Genomic DNA, 14,571 nt, shown 5'->3' with positions numbered 1-14,571 from the left:
TTTTTATTTTATCAGGCTTTACTTAATTGCCTCTCTTTACGTTTATCTGCAAATCTTACTTTCGCACGGTTCACGAGATAGAACATAACCGGGACTACCACTAGGGTGAGGAAGGTTGCGAAAACCAGTCCGAAGATCACGGTCCAGGCAAGTGGTCCCCAGAAGATCACATTATCACCTCCAATATAAACTCCCGGATCATAATCTGTAATTAAGCCAAAGAAATCAATGTTCAGACCAACAGCGAGCGGTATTAACCCAAGTACTGTGGTAATTGCTGTAAGCAATACAGGTCTTAACCTGGATTTTCCACCTCTTACGATTACATCAAAATATTGTGCCCTGGTAAGAAGCTCATCATTATCAAGTCCAAGTTCTTTTTTCTTGCGATCTATTAATATCTGGGTATAATCTATTAGTACGATCGCATTATTCACTACGATCCCTGCTAGTGATATAATACCCATCATCGTCATGATAATGATAAAATCCATCTGAAAGATGATCAAGCCCAAGAACACCCCGACCAAACTCAAGACTACCGCCATTAAAATTATGATTGGTTTGGAAACAGAGTTAAACTGAGCCACCAGAATTAATAAGATTCCTCCCAGGGCAATTAATAATGCTTTTAATAGGAAATTCATGTTTTCTTCCTGCTCTTCCTGTTCTCCCGTAAATTCCAGAGAAATATCATCTGGCATTTCATAATTTTTCAGAGCTGTTTTTAATTGATCTACGATCTGGTTACCATTATAACCCTGAAGTACGTTGGAATAAACCGTGATCACCCTTTTGAGGTCTTTTCTTTTTATCGAGCTGAAAGAGGAAGCTACTTCGGTTTCTATCAGAGAAGAAATAGGGATCTGCCTGGTTTGTCCTGAATTTTGGTCTTTAAAGGTGATGGGCTGATTGAAAAGCGCATTCTCATCATACCTGTATTCCTCGTTAAACCGCACATTCACCTCATAATCATCATCACCTTCTTTATAGGTAGATACTTCTTCCCCATATATAGCCCGTCTAAGGGTCTGACCTACCTGCGTGGTAGAAACCCCCAGTTGGCCGGCTTTTCTTCGGTCTACTCTAACATCAAGTTCAGGTTTAGATTTATTGACATCAATTTTTAACTCTTCGATTCCCGGAATACTCAATTCCTGAATATAGGATCTCAGGTTTTCGGCTTCTGCCAGCATGGATTCATAATCTTCACCCTTTAACTCCATATTGATAGGATATCCTGATGGAGGTCCGGCGGCATCTTTTTCTACCTGAATGGAAGCACCGGGGAATTCATTGACGGCTTCCCTTACTTCAGCCAGAACCTGAGAACTTTCCACTCCACGGCGTTTTTTGAATTCACGCATCACGATGGTCACTTTTCCCTTGTGAGGCATGGCGTTTTGCTGGCCGCCATCTGTTTGGGGATTTCCCGCTCCTTCACCAACCTGCGAGATCACAGATTCTACCATGTAATTATAACCATCTTCATCCTCGTATTTTTCTACGACATTAAAGATCTGATCTTCTATTTTCCTTGTGAGTCTGTTAGTCTTCTCAATGTCTGTACCTTCTGGATATTCTATATATGTGATCACCTGCTTGGGTTGATTTTCCGGGAAGAAGAGCACATCCGGCTGCACCAATCCAATCAGGACGAAAGAAAGAAATAACAATAGCAGGGTTCCGAAGAAGAAACCATAAGCCTTTCTTCCTCTCAGGGCGAATTTTAGAAAACGTTCGTAGTTGCTTTCCAGTTTCTTCAATGATTTAAACTGAAAGTATTTTACCGCGCCAGAAAGAACATATTTATAAAACCAAAGCAGGATCACTCCCAGAAGGGTAAGATTACCCAATGCCCTTAAAACTCCTATTTTTAGTAGAAATCCTGATACCAGCAATACGATTCCTGTGATGGCCATGATGATACTGATTCTTATAAGTCTCTTTTTTGAGATCCTTCCTTCTTCAGTTTTCATGAACTGAGAGGTTAACATGGAGTTGATGATTAAAGCCACAAAAAGGGATGACCCTAAAACTATGGAGAGGGTAATTGGAAATATCACCATGAATTTCCCGATAGTTCCCGGCCATAATCCCAGTGGGAAGAACGCCATAAGAGTTGTTGCAGTCGAGGCGATAATTGGCCATGCGATCTCACCTAGTCCCTGTTTGGCAGCTTTGATCCTAGGCCAGCCTTCATCCATTAAGGTATAAACGTTTTCAACAACCACGATCCCGTTATCAACCAGCATTCCCAGTCCCATGACCAGGGCAAATAATACCATTGTATTAAGGGTGTAACCAAGACTGGATAAAATGATATACGAAAGAAACATGGAAAGCGGAATAGCCAGACCAACAAATAGAGAATTTCTAAAGCCCAGGAAAAACATCAGTACCAAAACTACCAGGATCACCCCGAAAATGATGTTATTTACCAGGTCATTTACCTGGTTTCTGGTGTCTGTAGAAAGGTCATTGGTAAGGCTTATTTCTAAGGATTCTGGCAGGTATTCCTCCTGTTCTTTCCTTACGATCTCCTTGATCTCATCTACGGCCTCGATCATGTTTTTTCCGCTACGTTTCTTAACATCCAGCATAACTACCGGCTCACCATATTCACGTGCGTAGGTTGTAGCGTCCTTTTCCTGAAAATTGATACTGGCGATATCCTTTAAAAAAATGTTACCACCTTCTCTTTTTACCACCACATTTTCCAGCTCTTTGGGATCTTCGATCTCTCCAATGATCCTGATATTCTTTTGTACTCCACTGGTGATAATATTACCTCCGGATATCGTCCTGTTTTCTGAACCTACCGCGCTAATAATATCCTGAAAACTTACCTCTGAAGCACTCATTTTATAAATATCCACAGCAATCTCAACTTCCATTTCTTCGGCACCACGAATGCTTGCTTCTTTGATCTGGGGTAATAATTCGATCTTTTCCTGCAGATATTCAGCGTAGTCCTTTAATTGCTGGACCGTATAGTCGCCAGTTAGGTTGATATTAAGTATAGGCTGCTCTTCAGAAAGGTTGAGGTCGAATACATTAGGTTCTACTTTTGCTCCGTTATCCAGGGTTGGCCAGGTGGTTTCAGCCTTCACCAAATCTACCTTATCCTTTATCTTTTGCTTGGCAACATCTACGTTTACCTCTTCCTCAAATTCCACGATCACCAGTGAGTAATCCTGTAGAGTAGTGGAAGTGATCTCTTTTACGCCGCCAACATCATTAAATTCCTCTTCCAGAGGTTCAGTAATGAATTTCTCCACATCTTCTGCAGAATTCCCGGGATTGATCGAGCTTACATATATTTTAGTCTCAATAATTTCAGGGAACGACTCTCTGGGCATGCTGTAATAAGACAGTAGCCCGCCAATCATGATGATGGCTATGATGACATACACCGTCATCTTGTTGTCTATGGCCCAGGAGGAGAGTTTGAATTCTTTATCTAATTTCATTCTGCTTATTTTCTGAATTTAACTTCCTGGCCATCGCGAATATTTTTGGCACCATCTGTAATTAAGATCTGCCCTGAAGTAAGCCCTTGTTTTATTTCTATCGAATCATTATAAACCAGTCCTGTTTCCACGACTACTTTTTTAGCTGTTCCAAAATCCTTGTCATTTTCCTGCTCCAGCACATAAACAATGTTTTCGCCCATGGCATTTTTCTGAATGCTGCTTTCTGGAATTACTATGGCATTTTCTGAAGTGTAGTCATTTAATTTTATAGTGGCGATCTGGTTTGGTTTGATAAGATCTTTTTCATTTGGTACAGCAACCTCGATTCTAAATGTCCTGTTATTAGGATTAATATTGTTTCCCACCTGGCTTATCTTTCCCTCAAATTCACGGCCCACAGAGCCGATACTTACTTTTACGTCGGTGCCTTTTGAAACAGTATTAAGATAATTTTCGGGGACATCTGCCTCCACATACATTTTATCGAGGCTTATTAATCTAAAGAGCTGATTCTGTCCGGGATTTACCACTTCACCCTGTTCACTAATTACTTCATCTACAACGCCGCTAAAAGGTGCTCTAACCACTGTTTTACCCAGTCTTGATTTTAAACTGTTTACAGAACTTTGTAAGGCTTCATAATTAGTTTCTGCTTCCAGATATTGCATTTCTGAACCTATATTTTGTTCCCATAATCTTTTTTGTCTTTCATAGGTTGTTTTTGCGAGTTTTGCCTGGGCGTCCAGTTGAGCAAGTTCGTTTCTTAGTCCACCGTCATCAATTCTGGCCAGAACCTGGCCTTTGGAAACTTTCTGACCCTCATTTACCAATACTTCAGTAAGAATGCCTGAAAATTCCGGGTAGATGATAATATTCTCATCTGTGGCGACATTACCCTGTACTTCAGCATAATGCTTGAACAGAGTATCGGTTACTTTATAAATGCTAACCAGATCCATTCTGCGGTTCTTGTCCAATTTTTTGATCGCTTCATCCAGTTCATCAATTTGTCCTGCGATCTTAGCCTGCTGGTCGCTTAATTCAGATTTTTTTGCTTTGATCTGGCTCAGGTCTTCACTTTCGATGACCTGTTCTATAGATTTAGTTTCCTCGTCTCCGCCACAGGAAACCAAAAACAGGGATAGTCCAAATAGTAGTATTAATTTTTTCATGTTCTTTTTAATATAGTGGAGATTAGTTTTCATCGTTATAGGTTCTGTCATCGAGTAAGTTTTCCAGCTCAACCTTAGCTGTGATCACGTTGTACATGGATTGTAAATAATTTTGTTGTGCCGTGTAAAGCTGGCGTTGTGCTTCACTTAGTTCAAAGCTGCTGGCGATACCTTCAAAAAATTTAACCTGATTCTTTTTTTCTATCCGCTCTGCAAGCTCCAGGTTTCTTAAAGAGTTTTGGTAATTTTCTATGGCATAATCATATTCACTCCTGGCCATATTGATTTGTCCCTTCACTTCATTCTCAGTTCGTTCCAGGTTCAATAAAGCTTGTTCATATTCAATTTCCCGCTGCTTTGTTCTGGAACTTCTCATGCCACTACTAAAAATGGGAATATTAAGACTTATTCCCAGGATGGACTGTCCAAAATATTCCTGGTTTCCGTTCAGGAAGGTAAATTCATCGCTAAATCCCTGGTAACCGTAATTCACAAACCCGGTTAGGGTAGGTAAAGCCCTGGCTTTTTGAAGTCTGATCTGTATCTGGGCCGATTCAGCCGAATTTTTGGCAATTCGGTAATCAATATTGTCCTCTACCGGAATATTTTCTTCCAGAAGTTCTGGTTCATAAAATTTTATCGCCAATTCATTCAGGTTATTGGTAAGAATCACTTTATTTTCAACCGGGATACCCAGACTTAAGTTCAGCATTTCGTAAGCGATGCTTCTCATTCTTTCGCTTCTGTTGAGGTTGTTTTTAAGGTTGATCAGCGTTATTTCCAATTGCTCAACATCTTCCTGTTCGGTTAACCCGTTTTCAAAAATTAGTTTAGTGTCGTCATAGGTTTTTTGTAAAGTCCTGACATTTTTTCTGTAGATCTCAACACTTTCTTCAGCAAGAAGTACGTTACCATAAGCATTGATCACGGCTTTCTTTATTTCAAGATCGGTTTTAGTTTTGGCATTCTTTGAAATTTGCAGGAGGGTTTGCACAGATTGAATCCCAACTATATAAGTTCCGTCAAAAATTAACTGGCTCCAGGTAGCATTGGCATTCACGCTTTGTTTTGTTCCAAATCTCACCGGGATAAAACCTTCAGGAGCATCTACCGGGGTATTGTTTCTTTCTACATTATTAAAGTACTCCTGTACAATATCAATGGTGCTTTCAGTATTATCAAATGCAGCGGCAGGTAATAGCGTTACCGGTTGTTTTAAAAAATTCTGATAATCTACTGCACCACTTATTTGCGGTAAACCCTGTGCGATAATCTCCCATTTTTTTTTCAAAGCGATCTCAATATCTTTTTCAGCAATCCGGGATTGATAATTATTCTCGATCCCGAATTCAATGGCTTCGGCGAGAGAGAAACTATAGGTTTGATTTGGTTGTTCCTGTGCCATAAGGCCGGCAGAAAATGTAAACAGGAAACTAAATATAAAAGTGAGTTTATTTTTCATTTAAAATTTCTTCTAAGGTTTCTATTCCTTTTGGGGTGCAGATAGCACGCAAGTGATATTCAAGGAAGTAATCCATCAATTTTGAGTGGCTGTATTTCTCTACGGGAAAAAGGTTGACATCCTTGATGCCCAGCATCCCAACGAAATGAATACGGCTAATAAAATCTACAGGAAGATCTTTACGATAATAACCGCTTTTAATTCCACGGTTAATATTATCGCTAATACAATTGTCTAAAAGTTGAAATTGTTTTCCTTTAAGACTTTCAAAAGCTTTAGGATAGTATTTCTGTAACTGAAAATGTGGAGAGGTATTCTCGTCCTTAAGATGATGTATTACAAAGCGCTTAATCTCAAAATTCTCTTTGATCGGGTTTTGTTGTTTTTCCCGAATCTTTTCAATTCCGGTATTGATCTTTTCAAAAATATGATGACTCGTAGAAAGCACCAGTTTACTCTTTGTGGAATAATGGTTGTAAATGGTTTTCTTGGAGATACCCAGTTTTTCGGCAATGTCATCCATGGTCACACTTTTGAAACCATAATTTAGGAACATCTCTGCGGCCGTATTTAAAATATCTTCTTTCACTGGCAGAAAATTTCTGGCAAAATTAGGTCATGGAAACTTTAAAAACAATAAAAGTTTCCATAGTTTCAGATTTATTTAACATCCGCTTAAAATTTGAAATACTACCAATTATGGTATTTTAGCGAAAAATTTCTAAGTACATGCTTGCCATTTCCCAGTATAGAGAAGCGATAATCGATTATCTGCACGAAAAGATTAAAGTACAGGAGCCTGCTAATCTTTATGAGCCTATGGTTTATATACTTGAACAAGGTGGGAAAAGGTTAAGGCCGGTACTAGTGTTAATGGCAACAGAAATTTTTGACTGCGATTATAGAAAGGCACTTGATGCGGCTCTGGCTATTGAGATCTTTCATAATTTTTCTTTGGTTCATGATGATATCATGGATGATGCCCCTATTCGAAGAGGGAAGGAGACCGTTCATGAAAAATGGGATATTAATACCGGAATCCTTTCAGGAGATGCTATGTTGATCAATGCCTATCAGCTTTTTGAAAGTTACGAAGGTGAAATGTTCAAGGAATTATCCAAATTATTTACCAAGACGGCGATACAGGTTTGTGAGGGTCAGCAATATGATATAGATTTTGAAACCCGGGATGATGTTAGTATCGAAGATTACCTGTTAATGATCGAATATAAAACTGCCGTTTTGGTGGGAGCTTCACTGCAAATGGGAGCGATTGTCGCAGAAACTTCGCCGGCATGTAAAGATGCCATTTACCAATACGGAAGGTTGCTGGGAATTGCTTTTCAACTTCAGGATGACTATCTGGATGCCTTTGGAGATCCGGAAACATTCGGTAAACAACCCGGTGGTGATATTATTGAAAACAAAAAGACCTTTCTCTATTTAAAGACGCTGGAACTTGCCAGTCCAGGTGAGGCCCGGCAGCTGGAACATTTATACAGTATTTCCCCATTAGACAATTCCGGAAAGATCGAGGCAGTAAAAGCACTGTTCGAAAGTAGCGGGGCAGCGGAACTTACCCGGAAGGAAATAGAGAATTATACCGATAAGGCATTCGAGATCCTGGATAAAATTGAATTGGCCGAAGATCGCAAAGAACCTCTGCGCAGTTTCGGGCAAATGCTTATGGAGAGACAGGTGTAACTTTTACAACTTCATAACTAACAGTTAGTTATTGCTTCAAATTCAGGTATTGTTAAATTTCCTATAATCCAATAGAGAATTATCATAATGCCTGCAAGCTGTTTTTCTTAAAAATTGTATTTTTGCTATGTTTTTATAAACAAAAAGAAACATTTGTTTCAATTCTATGGATAGATTTTCATTTCTAAATGCTGCTCATACTGCATATTTCGCAGAACTTTACGATCAATACTTAAAACATCCCGATAGCGTGGAGCCCAGTTGGAGGGCTTTCTTCCAGGGATTTGACTTTGGAATGCAGGAAAATGGCCTTTCAGAGGAAATAATGCGTGAAGCTCCTGTAGATTTTTCAGAAGGGGAGATACCGACACACGTTGTAAAAGAATTCCAGGTAATTCGTCTTATTGATGGTTATCGTACCCGAGGGCATTTATTTACCAAAACCAACCCGGTTAGAGAGCGTAGAAAATATACCCCTACTCTCGAGATTTCAAATTTCGGGCTGGAAGAAAGTGATCTTAATACTACGTTCAACGCGGGAGATATTCTTGGGATAGGACCAACCACACTCAAGGAAATCATAAGACACCTGGAAAGGATCTACTGTGAATCTATCGGGATCGAGTATATGTATATTCGTAAACCAGAGGAAATCCAGTGGATACAGGACAAGCTGAATATAAATGAGAATCATCCAAAATTTGATGAAGCTCAGAAAAAACAAATTCTAAAGAAACTGAATGAAGCAGTTTCTTTTGAATCATTCCTTCACACCAAATATGTTGGACAGAAGCGATTTTCACTGGAAGGTGGAGAGAGTTTGATCCCTGCACTTGATGCGCTGATCGAAAAAGCTGCCGAATTAGGAGTGGAAGAATTCGTAATGGGGATGGCTCACCGTGGTAGACTGAATACGTTAACTAATATCTTCGGAAAAAATGCCAAGGATATTTTTAGTGAATTTGACGGAAAAGATTACGAACAGGATATTTTTGACGGAGATGTAAAATATCACCTTGGATGGACTTCATGCCGTACTACAGATACGGGCAAGGAAATAAATATAAATATTGCCCCGAACCCTTCTCACCTGGAAACAGTGGGAGCGGTAGTAGAGGGGATTACCAGGGCAAAACAGGACAGACGTTATAATAGGGATAATTCAAAAGTATTACCTATTCTCGTTCATGGAGATGCAGCCATCGCAGGGCAGGGTCTGGTATATGAATTAGTACAGATGGCCCAGCTGGAAGGTTATGAAACCGGTGGGACTATACATATTGTGGTAAATAACCAGATTGGTTTTACCACAAATTATCTTGATGCAAGAAGTTCAACTTATTGTACAGATGTTGGGAAGGTGACGCTTTCCCCGGTATTGCATGTGAATGCAGACGATGCTGAAGCAGTTGTACATGCCATACTTTTTGCACTGGATTTCAGGATGAAATTTAAAAGGGACGTTTTCATCGATCTTCTCGGCTACAGAAAATACGGCCATAATGAAGGAGATGAACCAAGATTTACCCAGCCAAAACTTTATAAAGCGATCTCGAAGCATGAAAATGCCCGTGATATTTACTTTGAAAAGTTGAAAAAAGAAGGTGTTGCAGATGACGAATATCTGCAGAAGCTGGAAGATACCTATAAATCTGCTCTTGAAGAAAAACTGGAAGACTCCAGAAAAGAGGAAACCACGAGGATTACTCCTTTTATGCAGGATGAATGGGATGGCTTCCAGAATGTGCAGGAGGATTTTATGATGGAGAACGTAGAAACTACTTTCGACATTGATAAACTTGATAAAGTAGCCGAAGCGATTTCTCAATTACCCGAGGGTAAAAAATTCATGAGAAAGATCCAGAAGATCATAGACGGCCGTAAGAAAATGTATTTTGAGGATAATAAGCTGGACTGGTCTATGGCCGAGCATCTTGCTTATGGTTCTTTAATGGCTGAAGGATATAACATCAGGATCACCGGGCAGGATGTGGAAAGAGGAACTTTCTCTCACCGTCATGCCGTGGTTAAGGTTGAAGACAGCGAGGAAGAGATCATTCTTCATAATAATATAAAAGAGAGAGACGGAGATTTCTTTATTTATAACTCTCTTCTTTCAGAATACGGGGTTGTTGGTTTTGATTATGGTTATGCCATGGCCAGTCCAACCACTCTGACGATCTGGGAAGCTCAGTTTGGAGATTTTGTGAATGGAGCACAGATCATGATAGACCAGTATATTTCTGCTGCGGAAGATAAGTGGAAATTACAGAATGGTCTGGTAATGTTGCTGCCTCATGGTTACGAAGGCCAGGGTGCAGAGCATTCATCAGGAAGGATGGAGCGATTCCTTCAGCTTTGTGCGAAGGACAATATGTATGTGGCAGATGTTACCACGCCGGCCAACATGTTCCATATTTTAAGAAGACAAATGAAGGCTGAATTTAGAAAGCCATTGATCATTTTCACGCCTAAAAGTTTATTGCGCCATCCGAAGGTGATTTCTACTAAAGAGGAATTTGCGACTGGGAGCTTCCAGCCACTTATAGATGATGCTGAGGCAAAAGTTGATCATGTAAAAACACTTGTTTTTTGTACTGGTAAATTCTACTATGATCTTCTGAAATTTAAGGAAGAGAATGATCGTGATGATGTTGCCCTGGTGCGTATTGAACAATTATTTCCATTACCATCCTCAGAGATGAGAGATATGATGGAAAAATATAAAAATGCTGATGATGTAGTCTGGGCTCAGGAAGAGCCTCGCAATATGGGTGCTTATGCCCATTTACTATTGCATTTTCATGAATCCCGAAACTTCAGGGTATGCAGCCGTAAATTTTATGGTTCGCCTGCTGCAGGAAGTTCAGTACGTTTCAAGAAAAGGCACGAACGAGTGATCAACAGTGTTTTTGATAAGAATTTAAAAGAAGAAGAAAATAATTAAGAATCAATTTTCCTGTAATTTCAGGAGACTAAATAGATAAAAATCATGGCCTTAGAAATGAAAGTCCCTTCACCCGGGGAATCCATCACTGAAGTGGAAATAGCCCAGTGGCTGGTAGAAGACGGGGATTACGTTGAAAAAGATCAGGCGGTAGCCGAAGTAGACAGCGATAAAGCAACTCTGGAACTTCCGGCAGAAGCCAGTGGTATTATCACCCTTAAGGCTGAAGAAGGCGATGTAGTTGAAGTTGGTGAGGTTGTTTGCCTTATAGATACCGAAGCTAAGAAACCTGGTAGTGGAGACACTTCAGAAGATAAACCTGCTGAAGAGGAAGAAAAAGAACGTCAGGAGGAAACTAAAGATAAGAAGGATAGTGAAAAAGCTGATGCTAAAACAGAAGAGCCTTCAAAATCAAGTACTCCCAAGCAAAAACAGGATACTTATGCTACAGGAAGTCCTTCACCTGCGGCCAAAAAAATTCTTGATGAAAAAGGAATTGACTCTAAAGACGTAAAAGGATCTGGAAGAGATGGTCGTGTAACTAAAGAGGATGCCGTGGAAGCTAAAGCTTCAATGGGTACACCGGGTACAGGATCCAGGGGAGAAGAGAAGAAGAAAATGTCTATGTTTCGTCGTAAGCTTGCCGAGCGATTGGTAAGTGCAAAGAACGATACAGCCATGCTTACTACTTTTAACGAAGTAGATATGTCTCCAATTTTTGAATTAAGAAAAAAATACAAGGAAGAATTTAAAGATAAACACGGGGTGAGCCTTGGGTTTATGTCTTTCTTCACACTGGCCGTAATTCGTGCTTTAAATGAATATCCTGCAGTGAACTCTATGATCGATGGAGATTATATGGTTAGCTATGATTATAAGGATATTAGTATTGCAGTTTCAGGTCCAAAAGGTCTTACTGTTCCGGTAATAAGAAATGCGGAAAACTTAAGTTTTCGCGGTGTCGAGGCTGAGGTAAAACGTCTAGCTCTTAGAGCGCGTGATGGCAAGATCACTGTAGACGAAATGACAGGAGGTACTTTTACTATCACCAACGGTGGTGTATTTGGCTCCATGCTTTCAACACCAATTATCAACCCCCCACAAAGTGCGATCCTAGGAATGCACAATATCGTGGAGAGACCGGTAGCGATTGATGGTCATGTAGAGATAAGACCAATCATGTATGTGGCTTTATCATATGACCATAGAATCATTGACGGTAAGGAATCTGTAGGTTTCCTGGTTGCCGTAAAAGAAGCACTGGAGAATCCGGAAGAATTATTGATGGGTAATGATGTAAAAAGAGCTCTGGAATTGTAGAGGGCAACTAATATTCAATAAAAAAGGGGTTCGCAAAGCGGACCCCTTTTTTATGCTAACAAAAATTAAAACAAAACTAACAAACGGGTTACATTAAGTGCTAAAGTAAAAAAGACTAGTATAGCTAGAAGGACAATGAGTGATTGAGAGAGTAATTTAGCTTTGATATCAGAATTTTTTGGTTGGTTTCCCCAAACCTAATTCTAATCATGCTATACGCCAAGGGGATTTTTCCCCTTATTTTAAAAATAACGTTCTGTTTTTATAATCTATAATTGCTTTTCCTTTCTTGAGGATGTCTGCTCCGATAATGCCATGAACTTTCTCCGCCTTATGATTTACAAGAGCTTCGTTTACATGTTTAAGGTCAAATAGAACCAGATCCACTTTTTTCTTTTTCCAGTCGTTGATCTGCAGCGTATTTTTTTGAGAAACCTGGGTAAGCATATTAGTAGCTCCTGCTCCGGCAGCTTTAATATCACTGTCTTCAGATAACAGGTCAAAATGCTCTATGGCGTCTATCCCCACACAGGTGCTTGAGGCACCGGTATCTAAAATAAAATTACCCTCTATGTCATTGATCTTTGCGACTAATTCCAAATGATTGGTTTTTGTGAATTTCATCTTGATTCGATGATAGCCTTTTTCTTCTAACAGCTTTTTTAAGGTCATTTTTTTTATTTACAAATATAGGATTCTAGAATATTTGGAGGCGAAGAGACTTTTTAATCCTTATGACAATTTATTTTCTAAAATAATTAGATATTATCTTTGCGCCCATGAGCACATTGGTACAAATCACGGCCCTGCCCCATGAGATAGAAGATCGTCATCTGTTATTGAACAGGGTAGTGCAGAAATCAAATATTCGTAAGGATGATATTAGCGACTGGAGAATCAGGAAACGCTCTATTGATGCACGTAAAAAACCAGTGCGACTGAATCTGCAGATCGAGATATGGAAAAACGGGGAAGAAAAAGTTTTAATCCCCACTTTCGTACCACAAAATGTTACTGATTCAAAAAAAATTGCCATAATCGGTGCCGGCCCTGCCGGGTTGTATGCGGCACTGCGGGCTGTTGAAGCAGGCCTGAAACCTATTGTTTTTGAACGCGGTAAAGATGTGAGATCCCGAAGGTTTGATCTGGCAAAGATCAATAAGGAGCAAATCGTGAATCCCGAATCTAATTATTGTTTTGGTGAAGGTGGAGCAGGGACTTATTCAGATGGGAAACTATATACGCGATCTAAAAAAAGAGGTAACGTATTGAAAGCCCTGGAGTGGTTTGTAGAATTTGGTGCCGATCCCGATATTCTGGTGGATGCACATCCACATATTGGTACTAATAAACTTCCAAAGATCATTACCGCGATGCGGGAAGCAGTGATCGAGGCAGGTGGGGAGGTGCATTTCAATGCAAAACTTACCGACTTTAAACTTAATAAGGATCGAATAGAAGCCATAGAGATCAATGCTGAAAAATGGTATTCGTTTGATGAGGTGATCCTGGCTACAGGACATTCTGCGCGGGATATTTTTTACCTGTTACATGATAAGAAAATTAAGATCGAAGCGAAACCATTTGCATTAGGGGTGCGAATTGAGCACCAGCAAAAGCTTATAGATCATATACAGTATCATGGGGATGATGAGAATCCATATTTACCACCGGCTTCCTATAGTCTGGTGGAGCAGGTTGAAGGAATGGGAGTTTACTCATTCTGTATGTGCCCCGGAGGAATTATCGCTCCATGTGCGACAGAACAGGAAGAAGTGGTAACCAATGGCTGGAGCCCAAGCAAGCGTAATAATCCATATTCCAACTCGGGTATTGTAGTGAGTATCGAACCTTCAGATCTTCCCAATTTCAGGCCCGACGATCCTTTTGTATGCCTGGATTTTCAGAAAGAAGTGGAAAGGAAATGCTGGGAAGCTGCGGGGAAAACTCAACAGGTTCCGGCGCAGCGAATGAAGGATTTCGTAGAAGGTAAGGTTTCTAAGGATTTCCCCAGAACTTCCTACCAGCCGGGTATCGTAAGCGTTGATCTCAATAAAGTATTACCAGATCTTATCGCCCGTCGTTTACGCAAAGCTTTTGTGCAATTCGGGAAAAAACTTAAAGGCTATTATACCAACGATGCGGTGCTGCATGCTCCGGAAAGCAGAACGTCCTCACCGGTCCTGATTCCGCGTAATCCTGAAACTCTCGAACATGTTCAAATAGAAGGACTTTATCCGTGTGGTGAAGGTGCCGGTTACGCCGGTGGTATTATTTCTGCAGCGATCGACGGGATCAACTGCGTAGATGCGATCGCGAAGAAGTATGCTCAGGTTTAATTTTTCTTGAATATTATCAATTAATTATGCTGAACTTGTTTTAGCATCTTTTAGGACCCTGAAACGAGTTCAGGGTGACGTCCCGCTTTTGTCATATCGACCAAAAGGAGAAATCTTTTATTCTTGTTATTTTACTGTTCAACTTTTGGTC

9 protein-coding genes are annotated in these 14,571 nt (G+C 40.1%); 4 read left to right on the top strand and 5 right to left on the bottom strand.

The window, feature by feature from the left end; genetic code table 11:
- Positions 1–11 precede the first annotated feature (11 nt).
- The 4 genes from FGM01_RS04755 to FGM01_RS04740 are packed head-to-tail and all read right to left on the bottom strand — an operon-like array spanning position 12 to position 6,699.
- Complete coding sequence (locus tag FGM01_RS04755; protein WP_143409977.1) at positions 12–3,473, bottom strand: efflux RND transporter permease subunit; 3,462 nt, start codon at positions 3,471–3,473, stop codon at positions 12–14.
- 5 nt (positions 3,474–3,478) lie between these two features.
- A complete protein-coding gene (locus FGM01_RS04750; protein ID WP_243735760.1) occupies positions 3,479–4,681 on the bottom strand; it encodes an efflux RND transporter periplasmic adaptor subunit in 1,203 nt (400 codons plus the stop codon).
- On the bottom strand, positions 4,671–6,110 hold the full coding sequence (locus FGM01_RS04745; RefSeq protein WP_143409976.1) for a TolC family protein: 1,440 nt from the start codon (positions 6,108–6,110) through the stop codon (positions 4,671–4,673). Before FGM01_RS04745 ends, FGM01_RS04750 begins: the two co-directional genes overlap by 11 nt.
- Positions 6,100–6,699, bottom strand: a complete 600-nt coding sequence (locus tag FGM01_RS04740; RefSeq protein WP_143409975.1) for a TetR/AcrR family transcriptional regulator — start codon at positions 6,697–6,699, stop codon at positions 6,100–6,102. The genes FGM01_RS04745 and FGM01_RS04740 overlap by 11 nt, the downstream gene beginning before the upstream one ends.
- 140 nt (positions 6,700–6,839) lie before the next feature.
- Here FGM01_RS04740 and FGM01_RS04735 point away from each other — a divergent pair, with 140 nt between their 5' ends.
- The 3 genes from FGM01_RS04735 (at position 6,840) to odhB (ending at position 12,081) form a co-directional block, all read left to right on the top strand.
- On the top strand, positions 6,840–7,814 hold the full coding sequence (locus tag FGM01_RS04735; RefSeq protein ID WP_143409974.1) for a polyprenyl synthetase family protein: 975 nt from the start codon (positions 6,840–6,842) through the stop codon (positions 7,812–7,814).
- A gap of 166 nt (positions 7,815–7,980) precedes the next feature.
- Positions 7,981–10,761: a 2-oxoglutarate dehydrogenase E1 component gene (locus FGM01_RS04730; RefSeq protein ID WP_143409973.1), complete on the top strand. Its 2,781-nt coding sequence runs from the start codon at positions 7,981–7,983 to the stop codon at positions 10,759–10,761.
- A 45-nt stretch (positions 10,762–10,806) separates the two neighbouring features.
- Positions 10,807–12,081: a 2-oxoglutarate dehydrogenase complex dihydrolipoyllysine-residue succinyltransferase gene (gene odhB / locus FGM01_RS04725; RefSeq protein WP_143409972.1), complete on the top strand. Its 1,275-nt coding sequence runs from the start codon at positions 10,807–10,809 to the stop codon at positions 12,079–12,081.
- A 237-nt stretch (positions 12,082–12,318) separates the two neighbouring features.
- Here odhB and FGM01_RS04720 read toward each other — a convergent pair whose 3' ends face one another.
- Entirely contained in the window at positions 12,319–12,753 is a 435-nt protein-coding gene (locus FGM01_RS04720) for a retropepsin-like aspartic protease (RefSeq protein ID WP_143409971.1), read from the bottom strand.
- A 107-nt stretch (positions 12,754–12,860) separates the two neighbouring features.
- On the opposite strand from FGM01_RS04720, the gene FGM01_RS04715 reads away from it, so the two are divergent.
- On the top strand, positions 12,861–14,420 hold the full coding sequence (locus FGM01_RS04715) for an NAD(P)/FAD-dependent oxidoreductase (protein WP_143409970.1): 1,560 nt from the start codon (positions 12,861–12,863) through the stop codon (positions 14,418–14,420).
- Positions 14,421–14,571: the final 151 nt, after the last annotated feature.

This window comes from Christiangramia sabulilitoris (assembly GCF_007050985.1).
Taxonomy (GTDB): Bacteria; Bacteroidota; Bacteroidia; order Flavobacteriales; family Flavobacteriaceae; genus Christiangramia; species Christiangramia sabulilitoris.
This window is presented reverse-complemented; position numbering and strand designations above follow the sequence as displayed.

Bases quoted from the DNA above. Each gene is read 5' to 3' on its own strand.
- FGM01_RS04745 (WP_143409976.1), bottom strand. From the start codon at position 6,110: ATGAAAAATAAACTCACTTTTATATTTAGTTTCCTGTTTACATTTTCT.
- FGM01_RS04755 (WP_143409977.1), bottom strand. From the start codon at position 3,473: ATGAAATTAGATAAAGAATTCAAACTCTCCTCCTGGGCCATAGACAAC.
- FGM01_RS04715 (WP_143409970.1), top strand. From the start codon at position 12,861: ATGAGCACATTGGTACAAATCACGGCCCTGCCCCATGAGATAGAAGAT.
- FGM01_RS04750 (WP_243735760.1), bottom strand. From the start codon at position 4,681: ATGAAAACTAATCTCCACTATATTAAAAAGAACATGAAAAAATTAATA.
- FGM01_RS04730 (WP_143409973.1), top strand. From the start codon at position 7,981: ATGGATAGATTTTCATTTCTAAATGCTGCTCATACTGCATATTTCGCA.
- odhB (WP_143409972.1), top strand. From the start codon at position 10,807: ATGGCCTTAGAAATGAAAGTCCCTTCACCCGGGGAATCCATCACTGAA.
- FGM01_RS04735 (WP_143409974.1), top strand. From the start codon at position 6,840: ATGCTTGCCATTTCCCAGTATAGAGAAGCGATAATCGATTATCTGCAC.
- FGM01_RS04720 (WP_143409971.1), bottom strand. From the start codon at position 12,753: ATGACCTTAAAAAAGCTGTTAGAAGAAAAAGGCTATCATCGAATCAAG.